The organism is Streptomyces sp. WP-1, assembly GCF_030450125.1.
Taxonomy (GTDB): domain Bacteria; phylum Actinomycetota; class Actinomycetes; order Streptomycetales; family Streptomycetaceae; genus Streptomyces; species Streptomyces incarnatus.
This window is the reverse complement of the sequence record NZ_CP123923.1, coordinates 4120357-4134328: the sequence shown is the minus strand read 5'-3', so window position 1 is coordinate 4134328 and position 13972 is coordinate 4120357. Positions and strand designations below refer to the sequence as shown.

The 13972-nt window shown below is 70.7% G+C and carries 11 protein-coding genes and 1 pseudogene; 4 read left to right on the top strand and 8 right to left on the bottom strand.

The features are described from left to right. Positions 1–28 precede the first annotated feature (28 nt). Positions 29–277 (top strand): annotated as a pseudogene (locus QHG49_RS17945) (LLM class flavin-dependent oxidoreductase); the annotation flags it as partial. A 51-nt stretch (positions 278–328) separates the two neighbouring features. On the opposite strand, the gene QHG49_RS17940 reads toward QHG49_RS17945, so the two are convergent. From QHG49_RS17940 to QHG49_RS17925, 4 genes are all read right to left on the bottom strand, one after another. Beyond that, on the bottom strand, positions 329–733 hold the full coding sequence (locus QHG49_RS17940; protein ID WP_159702987.1) for a DNA-binding protein: 405 nt from the start codon (positions 731–733) through the stop codon (positions 329–331). Beyond that, positions 730–978: a hypothetical protein gene (locus QHG49_RS17935; protein WP_145488736.1), complete on the bottom strand. Its 249-nt coding sequence runs from the start codon at positions 976–978 to the stop codon at positions 730–732. Before QHG49_RS17935 ends, QHG49_RS17940 begins: the two co-directional genes overlap by 4 nt. Positions 979–1033: 55 nt before the next feature. Next, positions 1034–2194, bottom strand: a complete 1161-nt coding sequence (locus QHG49_RS17930) for a hypothetical protein (protein ID WP_301490339.1) — start codon at positions 2192–2194, stop codon at positions 1034–1036. A 100-nt stretch (positions 2195–2294) separates the two neighbouring features. Beyond that, entirely contained in the window at positions 2295–2645 is a 351-nt protein-coding gene (locus QHG49_RS17925) for a hypothetical protein (protein ID WP_301490338.1), read from the bottom strand. 101 nt (positions 2646–2746) lie between these two features. On the opposite strand from QHG49_RS17925, the gene QHG49_RS17920 reads away from it, so the two are divergent. Further along, the gene (locus QHG49_RS17920) at positions 2747–3640 is read left to right on the top strand and encodes an LLM class flavin-dependent oxidoreductase (protein ID WP_301490337.1); all 894 of its coding nucleotides are present in this window, start codon (positions 2747–2749) and stop codon (positions 3638–3640) included. Between the two features lie 133 nt (positions 3641–3773). Then, the gene (locus QHG49_RS17915; RefSeq protein WP_201300610.1) at positions 3774–4643 is read left to right on the top strand and encodes an HAD hydrolase family protein; all 870 of its coding nucleotides are present in this window, start codon (positions 3774–3776) and stop codon (positions 4641–4643) included. Positions 4644–4777: 134 nt separating this feature from the next. Here QHG49_RS17915 and cydD read toward each other — a convergent pair whose 3' ends face one another. The 4 genes from cydD to hisC form a co-directional block, all read right to left on the bottom strand. Beyond that, positions 4778–8335: a thiol reductant ABC exporter subunit CydD gene (gene cydD / locus QHG49_RS17910; RefSeq protein WP_301490336.1), complete on the bottom strand. Its 3558-nt coding sequence runs from the start codon at positions 8333–8335 to the stop codon at positions 4778–4780. Between the two features lie 59 nt (positions 8336–8394). Next, positions 8395–9399: a cytochrome d ubiquinol oxidase subunit II gene (gene cydB, locus QHG49_RS17905; protein WP_159702998.1), complete on the bottom strand. Its 1005-nt coding sequence runs from the start codon at positions 9397–9399 to the stop codon at positions 8395–8397. A gap of 15 nt (positions 9400–9414) precedes the next feature. Next, a complete protein-coding gene (locus QHG49_RS17900; protein WP_301490335.1) occupies positions 9415–10923 on the bottom strand; it encodes a cytochrome ubiquinol oxidase subunit I in 1509 nt (502 codons plus the stop codon). A 364-nt stretch (positions 10924–11287) separates the two neighbouring features. Beyond that, positions 11288–12367 (bottom strand): histidinol-phosphate transaminase, encoded by a 1080-nt coding sequence (gene hisC, locus QHG49_RS17895; RefSeq protein ID WP_145488744.1) that lies wholly within the window; start codon positions 12365–12367, stop codon positions 11288–11290. 442 nt (positions 12368–12809) lie between these two features. Here hisC and QHG49_RS17890 point away from each other — a divergent pair, with 442 nt between their 5' ends. Next, positions 12810–13922 (top strand): LacI family DNA-binding transcriptional regulator, encoded by a 1113-nt coding sequence (locus QHG49_RS17890; RefSeq protein ID WP_078967094.1) that lies wholly within the window; start codon positions 12810–12812, stop codon positions 13920–13922. Positions 13923–13972: the final 50 nt, after the last annotated feature.

Sequence of the window (13972 nt, the reverse complement as noted above, 5' to 3'; positions counted from 1 at the left end):
CCCCGCCCCACCGCTTACCCTCGAACGCATGAGTCTGCGTCTGAGCACCGTGATCCTGCCGTACCGCCGCTGGCACGAGGGCGGCCGCACCACCTGGGTGCGCGCCGAGCAGCTGGGTTTCCACACGGCGTACACCTACGACCACCTGTCCTGGCGCAGCTTCCGCGACGGCCCCTGGTTCGGTGCCGTCCCCACCCTGACCGCCGCCGCGGCCGCCACCGAGCGGCTCCGCCTCGGCACCCTGGTCACCTCAGTCACGCCTCACTCGCCTATCACGGCCTGACCTGGGAAGCCGTACACCGGGCGGCGTGGTCCCGACCGAAGAGGATCAGAGCGCGATGAGTCGGACGCGGCTACCGCACAGCTTGGCCATGTCGTCGACGTCCGACGTGAGCATGGCCACCGGGCCCGGCCGGCGAAGCGCCAGCTCGGCGACGGTGGCATCGATCGCGTACTCGTGGCCGTGCAGTCCGGCCTCTTTCAGCAGCCCGGCGGCGGCTCTGGCCGCCTGCTCGGTCACCGCTTCCACCTTGACCTGGGAGAGCACCCAGTTCAGCCGGGCGGTGTTCACCCGGGCGTGCATGACTTCCACGATGGTGTTGGAACAGACCACCAGATCGGCAGCCATCGAATGGAAGGACCGGATCATCGCGAGCACACCCCGGTCCTGCGAGATCCAGGCGGACAGCCCTTGGGAGTCCAGTACGACGGACTCGATGCGCTGAGGGTTCACGCGGCGCTCGCCGACTCCTCGTGCCCGCCCGCGCCGAAGATCCTGGCCTGGGCCGCGGCCAGTTCCTCGTCGGTGAACGCGCCGTGCTCCTCCTCGTAACGGCGCAGCTCCTCGCCGAGCAACTGGTGCCTGATCTGGCGGGCGACGGCCTCCGCGACATAGCCGGAGACGTTGTCCGTGAGCCTCTTCAGCTCCGCCACCTGCTCGGTGGGCAGAGTGACCGTGATGCGGGTCGTGTCAGCCATGGAGTCAGCATACTGCGGTATGCGCGCTATCTGTCAGGCTTCTCCACCTACGAGCTCAGCGCTGGCCCCCACCGAGCAGCTCACTCAGACGGTCGCCGATCACGGACACTCCAGGACGCGGGTTGCTCTCGTAGTACCAGGGCTTGCGCCGGCGCAGCAGCGCGTCGCCGTGTTCGCTCCAGACGAATCCGGGCTTCCTCAGCAGCTTCCGGAACACGGCGTCCGCTGTCTCCGGGTGAGCGGTGGCCAGCCGGCGGATCGGCAGTGGCGTGATCGACTCCTCGCGCAGGTACGTGCGCAGCAGGTCCTGGTGCCGACTGCGCCCTGCGAGGGCGGGGTCCGCGAAGAGGTCCCGCAGCATCCCGTAGTCGGCGTAGAAGTTGAGCCCGTCGACCTGGTCGTAGATGACGCCGACGGTGTCCGAGTCCGCCAGTTCTGACGGCAGCTCGAAGAAGGGCAGGTCCCGGCCGGCAAGCCGCCTGCGCGGGGCACGGCTGGGCTGCGCGGCCACGGCTGCCTCCTGGCGGTGGCGGTAGTAGGCGTTGAGGAGGTCCTCGGCCTCGGAAGGAGGAAGAACCAGTTCGTCGCAGCCGCAGAACTCGACGAACGCGGCCCGGTCCTCCCGCATCTGCTTCCACCCCTGCTCAAGCTTCTCCGGGTTGCGGAAAACCAGTTCAGGGTGGTGCATAGCCAGTTGCAGAGCTGCCTGGGCGATCTCGGCGGCGCTGGACTTGGGGTAGCTCGCCATCGCCCCGGACAGCAACCACGCCCCGCCGGCCGAGTGGACGGGCACCAGGCAGGTATGGAGGAATCCACCCTTGGACACGCCGCGGAACGCCGCCCGCCCGACGTTCGAGTACGTGCGGTACTCCAGGTCGTCGACAAGGTTCAGCAGGATGACGGCATCGCCGTCCTTGCGCCGGATCTCGAAGACGCCCTCGACCGGGTCACGCCAGCCGAGCAGCATCTCCCGGTCGGCCGCGGTCAAGTCCTTCCGGCCGACGACGAACCGGTCCACCACGGTCGAACCGTCCGGCAACCGGTACCGCAGGATGAAGTGGTCGGTGATCCGGATCGCCTCATCCTCGTCCAACTGCCGTTCAAGCCCAGCGGCCTCCAGTAGGAGAGGTGTCAACCACCGGTCGAAGCGGGCACTCTGCGCGAAGGTGACCAGCCGCCCCTTCAATTCGGCGCTGCGCTCGATGAGATCAGCCAATGACAGTTCATGGGCACCCTGACGTGCGCCCGGTACGGCCTCAGCCACGTTCAGCCCTTTCGTACGAGCCAGTTCCGCGTGAGGTGAGAGGTGTCCGGCCTCAACCGGCCCAGTGGCGGTACGCCTCGATCCTTCCCCGAGCTCTCGGCTCCGCTTGAGCAGGGGAGACCCCATTCGCCCCCTCGGGCGCCTGGCTGGGCAACGGCAGATCCAGGATCCCGATCGACTGCCGGACGCGACTGCGAGAGCACAGGGCGACGATCATGCCGTCGAGCCTGAGGTCGACGCCGCACACCGTCACCTCGATGCCGAGAACCGTGGTGGTGAAGGGCAGATCGAGGTACTCCTCAAGCATGGTGAACAGACCGGTCCGCTGCTCGTCCTCGCCGTAGGCGTCCACCGTCGCCTCGTCGATCATGGCCTCAAACTCGGCCCTGCCCAGCGTGCCCATGACGCCACGGTAGCGGCCCGCATCGCGACGTCGAAGCGGCTTCCCGAGTCTGCTCCGTCGGCATACCCGTGGCAGCGAGAGGCCCGCGTATCGTCGGGGTCATGCGTCTGAGCACGGTGATCCTCCCCATCCACCGATGGGCCGAAGGGCAGAAGATCTGGCGGCGGGCCGAAGACCTCGGATTCCATGCCGCGTACACGTACGACCACCTGTCGTGGAGGTCGTTCCGGGATGGGCCGTGGTTCGGGGCAGTCCCCACGCTGACGGCGGTAGCGACGGTAACTCAGAGTATGCGATTGGGTACTCTGGTCACCTCCCCGAACTTCCGCCACCCGGTCACCCTCGCCAAGGAACTGATCTCCCTGGACGACATCTCCGGCGGCCGGATCACCCTCGGCATCGGCGCGGGCGGCACCGGCTTCGACGCCACCGCTCTCGGCCAGGACCCGTGGACCCCGCGTGAGCGCGCCGACCGGTTCGCCGAGTTCGTGCCGCTCCTCGACCGGCTGCTCAGCGAGGACGCGGTGACGTACGAGGGCCGCTTCTACTCGGCGGACGAGGCCCGCAACATCCCGGGCTGTGTGCAGCGCCCCCGGCTGCCGTTCGCCGTCGCCGCGACCGGCCCGCGCGGGCTCAGGCTCGCCGCGCGCCACGGCCAGGCCTGGGTGACCACGGGCGACCCGAAGCTGTACGAGACGGGCACCCCGGAACAGTCGGTGGAGGCGCTGCGCGGCCAGCTCGCCCGGCTGTCCGACGCCTGCGCGGAGGCCGGCCGGGACGTCGCCGGCATGGACAAGATCCTGCTCACCGGCTTCACCCCGGACCGCGGCCGCCCGCTCACCTCGCTGGACGCGTTCGTGGACTTCGCCGGCCGCCACCGGGACCTCGGCTTCACCGAGATCGTGCTGCACTGGCCCATCCCGGACTCCGACTTCGCCGCCGACGAGAAGGTCTTCGAGCGGATCGCCATGGAGGGCCTCGCCCAGCTGGGATGACGTGTCCGGGGGACACGCTCGCTCGTGTCCCGAGACGTCCCGTGGGGCGGCCGGGGGCGCCCGGAGCGTCATCTGTGTCTCATCTGTGCACAGTTCCGCACGCCCGTGCGGGCATATGCGCGAGAATGACCGGATGACCTCAGCGACCAGGCAAGCCGGGACCCCCGCCGCCGCGATCCGCCCGCGGCTGATCGCCACCGACCTCGACGGCACCCTGCTGCACGACGACAAGTCGGTCTCCCCCCGGACCGTGGCCGCCCTGGCCGCCGCCGAGCAGGCGGGCATCGAGGTCTTCTTCGTCACCGGCCGCCCGGCCCGCTGGATGGACGTCGTCAGCGACCATGTCCACGGCCACGGGCTGGCCATCTGCGGCAACGGCGCGGCCGTGGTCGACCTGCACGGCGGCCCCGGCGCCCACCGGTTCACCAAGGTGCGCGACCTGGCCCGCGCCAACGCCCTGGACGCCGTCCGGCTGCTGCGCGACGCCGCGCCCGGCACGGCGTTCGCGGTCGAGCAGACCTACGGCTTCCACCAGGAGCCCGCCTATCCCCGGCTGCACATGGAGGTGCCGGGCCACCGGCTGCCCGCCGAGGAGCTGCTCGCGCCGGACGGCCCGACCGCCGCACAGCCCGTGCTCAAGATCCTCGCCCACCACGCCACCCTCGACCCGGACGCCTTCCTCACCCTGGCCCGCCTGGCCGTCGGCGAGCGCGCCACGGTCACCCGCTCCAGCCCCAGCGCCCTGCTGGAACTGAGCGGCCCGGGGGTCTCCAAGGCCAGCACGCTCGCCCTGTGCTGTGCCGAGCGCGGCATCTCGCACGAGGAGGTCGTCGCCTTCGGGGACATGCCCAACGACATCGAGATGCTGACCTGGGCCGGGCAGTCGTACGCCATGGGCAACGCCCACCCCGACGCCGTCGCCGCCGCCTCCGGCCGCACCGCCGCCAACACGGAGGACGGCGTGGCGATCGTGATCGAGCGCCTGCTCGACCAGCACGGCTAGACGAGGACGGGCGGAAGCCGGGCAGGACCGGACGGGGGCCGGGCGCGGGCGCTGCGTCGCCGTCCCCGTGCGCGAGGCGTCGTCCGTCGGGCCCCGGCCGCCGGGGCGTCGTCCACGGGTGACGCCCCGGGGTCTCACCGCGCTCCCACCAGCGACTCCGCCTCCGCCTCGCGGCGGACCATCTCGCGCAGCGGACCGTCCACCGCGGCGAGTTCCGCGTAGGGGCCCCGCTGTACGACGCGGCCCGCGTCGAGCACCAGGACCTCGTCCACCTCGTCGAGACCGGCGAGCCGGTGGGTGATCAGCAGGGTCGTACGGCCCTCGGTGGCGGCCAGCAGATCGGCGGTGAGGGCGTCGGCCGTCGGCAGGTCCAGATGCTCGGCCGGCTCGTCCAGGACCAGCACGGGGAAGTCGGCGAGCAGCGCGCGGGCCAGCGCGAGGCGCTGCCGCTGGCCGCCGGACAGCCGGGCCCCGTGCTCGCCGACCAGCGTGTCCAGGCCGTCGGGCAGCCCGTCCACCCAGTCGAGCAGCCGGGCTCGCGCCAGCGCGCCGCGCAGCTCGGTCTCGGTGGCGCCCTTCCTGGCCAGCAGCAGGTTCTCGCGCACCGAGCTGTCGAAGAGGTGCGCGTCCTGGGCGCACAGCCCGACCAGCCGCCGCACCTCGTCGCCGGACAGCTCGCGGGCGTTCACCCCGGCGAGGGTGTAGGAGCCCGAGCGCGGGTCGAGGAAGCGCAGCAGCACCTGGGCGAGGGTCGTCTTGCCGGAACCGGAGGCCCCCACCACGGCGATCCGGCGGCCCCGCTCCAGCGTCAGATCGAGCCCGGCCAGCGCCTCCCCGTGCTGCCCCTCGTGCCGCGCGGTCAGCCCCTCGAGGACCACCGGGAACGGCGTCGCGGGCGCCGGGCGGGGCCGCTCGGGCTCGCGCACCGGCTCCGGCGCGTCCAGCACCTCCCGCACCCGCTCCGCGCTGCGCCGCACCCGCTGCCGGTAGCGGACGGCGAGCGGCATCCCGAGTACGGCCTCGAACGCGGCCAGCGGGGTGAGGACGACGACGGCCAGCGCGACACCGCCGAGCCGCCCGGCCGCCACCGCCTGGACGCCGGACAGCGCCATGGCGGTGACGGTCAGACCGGAGACCAGCGCGGTGAGCCCGTCGCCGAGCGCGGTGACGGCGGCGGCGCGCGAGGCGATCCGGGTCAGGGTGCCGTCCGCCCGCTCGGCAGCACCGGTACGGGCGGGCAGCGCGCCGGCCACGGTCAGCTCGGCGGTGCCGGTGAGCAGATCGGTGACACGGGTCGCGAGTTCACCGCGGGCGGGTGCCAGCCGGCGCTCGGTGTGCCGGGCCGCGGTCGCAGTCACCAGGGGCACTCCGGCCCCGGCCGCGAGCAGGCCCACCGCGAGGGCGGCGCCCGCCTCGGGGAGCAGCCAGGCCGTGAAGCCGACGGTCGCGCCGGAGACCAGCAGGGCGACGGAGGCGGGCAGCAGCCAGCGCAGCCAGTAGTCCTGGAGCGCGTCCACGTCCGTGACCAGGCGGGTCAGCAGATCACCGCGGCGGGCGTCGCGCAGTCCGGCGGGGGCCAGGCGTTCGAGGCGCCGGTAGACCGCGACCCGGGTGTCGGCCAGCATCCGCAGCACGGCGTCGTGCGAGACCAGCCGCTCGCCATAGCGGAACACGGCCCGCCCGATCCCGAACGCCCGCGTCGCCGTCACGGCCACCATCAGATACAGCACCGGCGGCTGCTGCGACGCCCGGGAGATCAGCCACCCCGAGGTCGCCATCAGCCCCACGGCACTCCCGAGCGCGAGACTCCCCAGCATCAACGCCAGCCCCAACCGCCCCCGCCGCGCCCCGGCCAGCCCACGGACCCAGCGGAGGGTGCTGCGGGTGCGCTTTGCCGTCCTGGGCGACCCGGATACCGGCAACGTCCGGGAGGACGCGGTGTCCGGCTCTTCGGGCTCACCTTCCAGCGCGGAATTTCGGGTGGCGGGTGGACGCGGCCGGGGGTCCAGGGGGTGGAGCCCCTCGGTACGTCCGGTGTCCCCACCCGCACCCACCGACGCGGCGCCGGGCTCCAGTCGTACAACCCGGTCGGCCACCTCCAGCAACGCGGGCCGATGCACCACCACCAGCACCGTGCGGCCCACCGCGAGCCGCCGCACCGCCGCGACGACCTCCCCCTCGGTCACCCCGTCCAACGCCGCCGTCGGCTCGTCCAGCACCAGCAACGGCCGGTCCGACAGGAACGCCCGCGCCAACGCCAACCGCTGCCGCTGCCCCGCCGAGAGCCCTGCCCCGTCCTCCCCGAGCACCGTGCCGGCCCCCTGCGGCAACGCGGCCACGAACTCCCACGCCCCCGCGTCCCGCAGCGCCCGCCGCACCGCCTCGTCGTCCGCCGCGGGCCGCGCCAGCCGTACGTTCTCCGCGATCGTCCCGGCGTACAGATGCGGCCGCTGCGGCACCCACGCGATCCGCGACCGCCACTGCGCCAGGTCCAGCTCGGCGAGGTCGACACCGCCGACCCGCACCCGCCCCGCGGCGGGCCGTACGAATCCCAGCAGCACGTTCAGCAGCGTGGACTTGCCCACTCCGCTCGGCCCGACCAGCGCCACGGTCTCACCGGGCTCGACGGTGAACGACACTTCGCTCACCGCGTCCACGGACCGCCCCGGGTACCGCACCGTGACCGACTCGAAAGCCACCGCCCCCGACGGCACCGCGATGGTCCCGGACACCGGCACCGGCGTCTCCAGCACCTCGAAGATCTCCTCCGCCGCGGCCAGCCCCTCCGCCGCCGCGTGGTACTGCGCGCCCACCTGGCGCAGCGGCAGATACGCCTCCGGCGCCAGCACCAGGATCACCAGCCCGATGGACAGATCCATGTCGCCGTGGACCAGTCGCATGCCGATCGTCACGGCCACCAGCGCCACCGACAGCGTGGCCAGCAGCTCCAGCGCGAAGGAGGAGATGAAGGCGATCCGCAGGGTCCGCATGGTCGCCCGGCGGTACTCACCGGTGATCCGCCGGATGGACTCGGCCTGCGCCTTGGCCCGGCCGAACACCTTCAGCGTGGGCAGTCCCTCGACCACGTCCAGGAAATGGCCGGACAGCCGGGACAGCAGCCGCCACTGCCGGTCCGTCCGCGCCTGCGTGGCCCAGCCGATCAGCATCATGAACAGCGGAATGAGCGGCAGGGTGCCGACGATGATCGCCGCCGACACCCAGTCCTCGGTGACGATCCGTGCCAGCACCGCCACCGGCACCACCACCGCGAGCCCCAGCTGCGGCAGATAGCGCGAGAAGTAGTCGTCGAGGGCGTCGACCCCGCGCGTGGCCAGGTTGACCAGCGAGCCGGTGCGCTGCCCGTCGAGCCATCCGGGACCGAGCTCCGCCGCCCGCTCCAGCAGCCGGCCGCGCAGTTCGGACTTCACCGCCGCGCTCGCCCGGTGGGCGGCACGTTCGGTGAGCCAGGCGACCAGGGCCCGCCCCACGGACACCGCCACCAGGAGCAGCAGGGGAGTGGTCAGTTCGGCCGGGGAGCGCCCGTGCTGGAAGGCACCGACGACCACCTCGGCGATGAGCATCGCCTGGGCGATGACCAGCCCGGCGCCGACGGCGCCCAGGGCGACGACCGCCACCAGGAAGAAGCGGGTGGCACGGGCGTACCGCAGCAGACGAGGATCGACTGGTTTCACGTGAAACAGGCCCTTCGGTCCAGAGGGTGTGTTTCACGTGAAACACACCCTCGGCGGACTCAGTGTGCTGGTTCGGCGATGTGCTGTGTGCCGATCCGCTTGCGGAACACCCAGTAGGTCCAGCCCTGGTAGAGCACCACCAGCGGGGTGGCGATCACCGCGAGCCAGGTCATGATCTTCAGGGTGTACGGGCTGGACGAGGCGTTGCTGACCGTCAGGCTCCAGTCGCCGTTGAGGGTGGACGGCATGACGTTCGGGAAGAGCGACAGGAAGAGCATCGCCACGGCCGCCACGATGGTGAGGCCGGACAGGCTGAACGCCCATCCCTCGCGCCCGAGTTGGTTGGCGACCAGCGCGCCGACCAGGGCGAGGACCGCGACGACCAGGGCGATGAGGCTCTTGCCGTCACCGCTGTCGGCCTGCGTCCACAGCAGGAAGCCCACCGCCAGCACGGCCGCGACGAGACCGGCCCACAGGGCCAGCTGCCGCGCCCGCCCCCGGATGTCGCCGACGGTCTTGAGTGCCGTGAACACCGCCCCGTGGAAGGTGAACAGCGTGAGCGTCACCAGTCCGCCGAGCAGGGCGTAGGGGTTGAGCAGGTCCCAGACGCTGCCGACGTACTCGAAGTGCTGGTCGATCTTGACGCCCCGCACGATGTTCCCGAAGGCCACGCCCCACAGGAACGCCGGGAGCAGGGAGGTCCAGAAGATCGCCGTCTCCCAGTTGCGCTGCCAGTTCTCCTCGGGCCGCTTCGCCCGGTACTCGAAGGCCACACCCCGCACGATCAGGCAGACCAGGATCGCCAGCAGGGGCAGATAGAAACCGGAGAAGAGGGTGGCGTACCAGTCGGGGAAGGCGGCGAAGGTCGCGCCGCCCGCCGTGAGCAGCCACACCTCGTTGCCGTCCCAGACGGGCCCGATGGTGTTGATGAGCACCCGCCGCTCGGCCCGGTCCCGGGCCAGCAGCTTGGTGAGGATCCCGACCCCGAAGTCGAAGCCCTCCAGGAAGAAGTAGCCGGTCCACAGGACGGCGATCAGGACGAACCAGACGTCGTGAAGTTCCATGACTGTTCCCTCGGCCTAGTACGAGAAGGCCATCGGCCGGTCGGCGTCACGGGTGTCGCCGCCGATCTTCGTGGGCGGGTTGAGGTCGTCCTCGGTCAGCTCGGGCGGCCCGGCCTTGATGTACTTCGCGAGCAGCTTGACCTCGATCACCGCGAGGACCGCGTACAGCGAGGTGAAGACGATCATCGAGGTGAGGACCTCGCCCTGGGAGACGCCGGGGGAGACCGCGTCCCGGGTCTGGAGCACGCCGTAGACCACCCACGGCTGACGGCCCATCTCGGTGAAGATCCAGCCCCAGGAGTTGGCGATCAGCGGGAAGGCCATGGTCCAGGTCGCGATGCGCCAGTACCAGGGGGTCAGTCCGGGGCCGAGCGCCTTCTTGCGGAACAGCACCAGGTGCGGCACCTCGTCCTCACCGACCCGCAGATGCTCCGGCAGCATGAACTTCTTGCGGGTCAGCCAGAGCCCGGCCAGACCGATGGCGAAGGACGCCATGCCGAAGCCGATCATCCAGCGGAAGCCCCAGAAGGCGACGGGGATGTTGGGCCGGTAGTCGCCGGGGCCGAACTTTTGCTGCTCGGCCTTGTTGACGTCGTTGATCCCGGGGACCTCCGACGTGAAGTTGTCGTTGGCGAGGAAGGAGAGCAGGCCGGGTATCTCGATCGCGACCGTGTTGTGGCCCTTCTCCACATCGCCGTAGGCGAAGATCGAGAACGGCGCCGGCTTCTGGCCGTCCCACAGCGCCTCGGCGGCGGCCATCTTCATCGGCTGCTGCTTGAACATGACCTTGCCGAGGGTGTCGCCGCTGACCGCGGTGAGCATGCCGGCGATGACCACGGTGATCAGGCCGAGCCGCAGCGAGGTCTTCATCTCGCGGATGTGCTTCTTGCGGGCCAGGTGGTAGGCGGAGATGCCGACCATGAAGGCGCCACCGGTGAGGAACGCGGCGGCCAGCGTGTGGAAGGCCTGGCTCAGCGCGGTGTTCTGGGTCAGCACCGCGAGGAAGTCGGTGAGTTCGGCACGCCCCCTGGCTTTGTCGATCTTGTAGCCGACCGGGTGCTGCATCCAGGAGTTGGCCGCGAGGATGAAGTACGCCGACAGGATCGTGCCGATCGAGACCATCCAGATGCAGGCCAGGTGGATCTTCTTCGGCAGCTTGTCCCAGCCGAAGATCCACAGCCCGATGAACGTGGACTCGAAGAAGAACGCGATCAGCGCCTCGAAGGCGAGCGGGGCACCGAAGATGTCACCGACGAAGCGCGAGTAGGCGGACCAGTTCATGCCGAACTGGAACTCCTGCACGATGCCGGTGACCACACCCATCGCGATGTTGATCAGGAAGAGCTTGCCCCAGAACTTCGTCGCCCTGAGGTACTTCTCCTTCTCCGTGCGCACCCAGGCCGTCTGCAGCCCGGCCGTGAGGGCGGCCAGGGAGATCGTCAGCGGGACGAACAGGAAGTGGTAGACGGTCGTGATGCCGAACTGCCAGCGCGCCAGTGTCTCCGGCGCCAAAGCCAGGTCCACGTCGTCACTCTCCTTACTACGCCGTGTACTGCGGCGATTCGCCCCGACTGTCACGTATATACGGGGCAAACGGGACGCGCTTGTGAACGCGTTCACATTCACAAGCCATTATGGCGCACTGGTTTTCAGCCAGGAAGTCCGGGGTCGTTCCCTTGCCCCGGAGTCAAGATCTCCGAAGTCCCCGGCACGTCCCCTCGAAGGGGCCGTTACTCGCGCATGGATCTTCGGACCATGGGTAACCCCGGCCGCGAGCAGCGAAGATGTCGCCGATGTCCCTGTTTCACGTGAAACGGGCGCCCGGCAGAGCCGGGCGCCCGTGGTGGCCTCCGGCGTGACCCGGAGGACAGCTGCTGCGTGAGCAGGATTACAGATCCTTGTGGAAGGCCTCCGAGACCTTCAGGAAGATGTCGTTCGCCTCGGCCTCGCCGATCGTGACCCGGGCACCCTCGCCCGCGAACGGCCGGACCACGACGCCGTGCTCCTCACAGGCCTGCGCGAAGGCCGCCGTCCTCTCCCCCAGCCGCATCCAGACGAAGTTGGCCTGGGTCTCCGGCACCGTCCAGCCCTGCGCGCGCAGCCCGTCGACCACGCGGGTGCGCTCGCAGACCAGCGAGCCGACCCGGCCCAGCAGCTCGTCCTCGGCCCGCAGCGAGGCGATCGCCGCCTCCTGCGCCAGCTGGCTCACGCCGAACGGCACCGCCGTCTTGCGCAGCGCGGCGGCCACCGGCTCATGGGCGATCGCGAAGCCGACGCGCAGCCCGGCGAGGCCGTACGCCTTGGAGAAGGTCCGCAGCACGCAGACATTGGGCCGCTCCCGGTACAGCTCGACGCCGTCGGGCACCTCGGGGTCGCGGATGAACTCCCGGTACGCCTCGTCCAGCACCACCAGGACGTCCTTCGGCACCCGGTCCAGGAAGCGCTCCAGCTCGGCCCGCCGCACCACCGTGCCGGTCGGGTTGTTCGGGTTGCAGACGAAGATCAGCCGCGTCCGGTCGGTGATCGCCTCCGCCATCGCGTCCAGGTCGTGCACATCGCCGGGCGTGAGCGGCACCTGCACCGACCGGGCCCCGTTGATCTGCGTGATGATCGGGTACGCCTCGAAGGACCGCCAGGCGTAGATCACCTCGTCGCCGGGACCGCTGGTCGCCTGGATCAGCTGCTGGGCGACGCCCACCGAGCCCGTACCGGTGGCCACATGGGAGGCCGGCACCCCGAAGCGCTCCGCCAGCTCCTCCGTCAGGGCGGCGCACGCCATGTCGGGGTAGCGGTTGAAGGAGGCGGCGGCCGCGGTCACGCGCTCCAGCACACCGGGCAGCGGCGGGTACGGGTTCTCGTTCGAGGACAGCTTGTAGGCGACCGGTCCGTCGGACGCGGCCGGCTTGCCCGGCTTGTAGGTGGGGATACCCTCCAGCTCGGCGCGCAGCTTGGGGCTCGTCTCGCTCACCGCAGTCCTCCTCGCGACCACCGGCGGACCGTCGACGCCGCCGGCTTCCAATACTGCTCACCATATGAGGATTCGGCTGCCCTGAGTACTGGCCGTGGGCAAAGCTCCTGGACCCGCGACGGCGCCCGCGACCACAACAGGGGCATCACCGGGCATCACCCTATGAAGGCGGATCTTTCGGGGGGCGCGCCGTACATATATCTATGCGCCGGTGGCTTGCGCCGTAGCGCGCATCACCCGTGCAGGTGAGTTGAGACCTCTTCGAAACATCGGACCATTGGCAGGCTCATGCGCGCCGTCACGCTATGTCTTGCCAAGAAAGCGCTCAACTACCATGGAATCAGAGGTAGTTAACGCAGCATCACCATGCAGAAACGTGCCTGTCAACGAGTGCATATGCGTCCGCACTACCCCACCGCATGAGCCCTACTATCGGCTCGCCATGACAGCAGCAGGGAAGCACCAGGTGAGCCGCGCGGAAACCTCACGTCGAGGCAGCCGGCCGGGCCGGGCGGGCATCAGGGACGTGGCCGCCGCCGCCGGGGTCTCCATCACGACCGTCTCCGACGCCCTCAACGGCAAGGGCCGGCTCCCGGACGCCACCCGGCGCCATGTCCGCGAGGTCGCCGACCGGCTGGGGTACCGTCCCTCGGCCGCCGCCCGCACCCTCCGTACCGGCAAGTCGGGTCTGATCGGCCTGACCGTGACCACGTACGGGGATGAACCTTTCACCTTCACGGAGTTCGCGTACTTCGCCGAGATGGCGCGGGCCGCCACCTCGGCGGCGCTGGCCCGGGGCTACGCCCTGGTCATCCTGCCCGCGACCTCCCGGCACGACGTGTGGTCCAACGTCGCCCTCGACGGCACCGTCGTCATCGACCCCTCCGACCAGGACCCGGTGGTCAGCGAACTCGTCCGCCAAGGGCTGCCCGTCGTCTCCGACGGCCGCCCGGCGGGCGCGCTCCCGGTGACCGCCTGGGTGGACAACGACCACGAGGCCGCCGTCCTCGGCATCCTCGACCATCTCGCCGCCGCCGGGGCCCGCCGTATCGGGCTGCTCACCGGCACCTCGACCGACACGTACACCCATCTGTCGACCACGGCCTATCTGCACTGGTGCGAGCGGGTCGGCCAGGACCCGGTCTACGAGTCCTACCCCGCGCACGACCCGTGCGCGGGCGCCGTCGCCGCCGACCGGCTGCTCGCCCGGCCCGACCGGCCCGACGCGGTCTACGGGCTGTTCGACCCCAACGGCACCGATCTGCTCGCCGCCGCCCGCCGCTACGGGCTGCGCGTCCCGGACGATCTGCTGCTGGTGTGCTGCAGCGAGTCCACCGTGTACGCCAGCACCGAGCCGCCGGTCACCACGCTCTCGCTCAAGCCGCGCCGCATCGGCACGGCCGTCGTCCAGCTGCTCATCGACGCGATCGAGGGTGTGGAGTCGGAGCAACCGGTCGAGCAGGTCATACCGACCGAGCTGATCGTGCGCACGTCCTCCCAGCGGCGGCCCCCGCGCACGACGGTCAGTCCGCCGCGTTCTCCGGACGACACGTAGGACGGTCCGCGCGGCGGCGCGGAAGACGTCCGGGGACGGTCCGGGCGGCG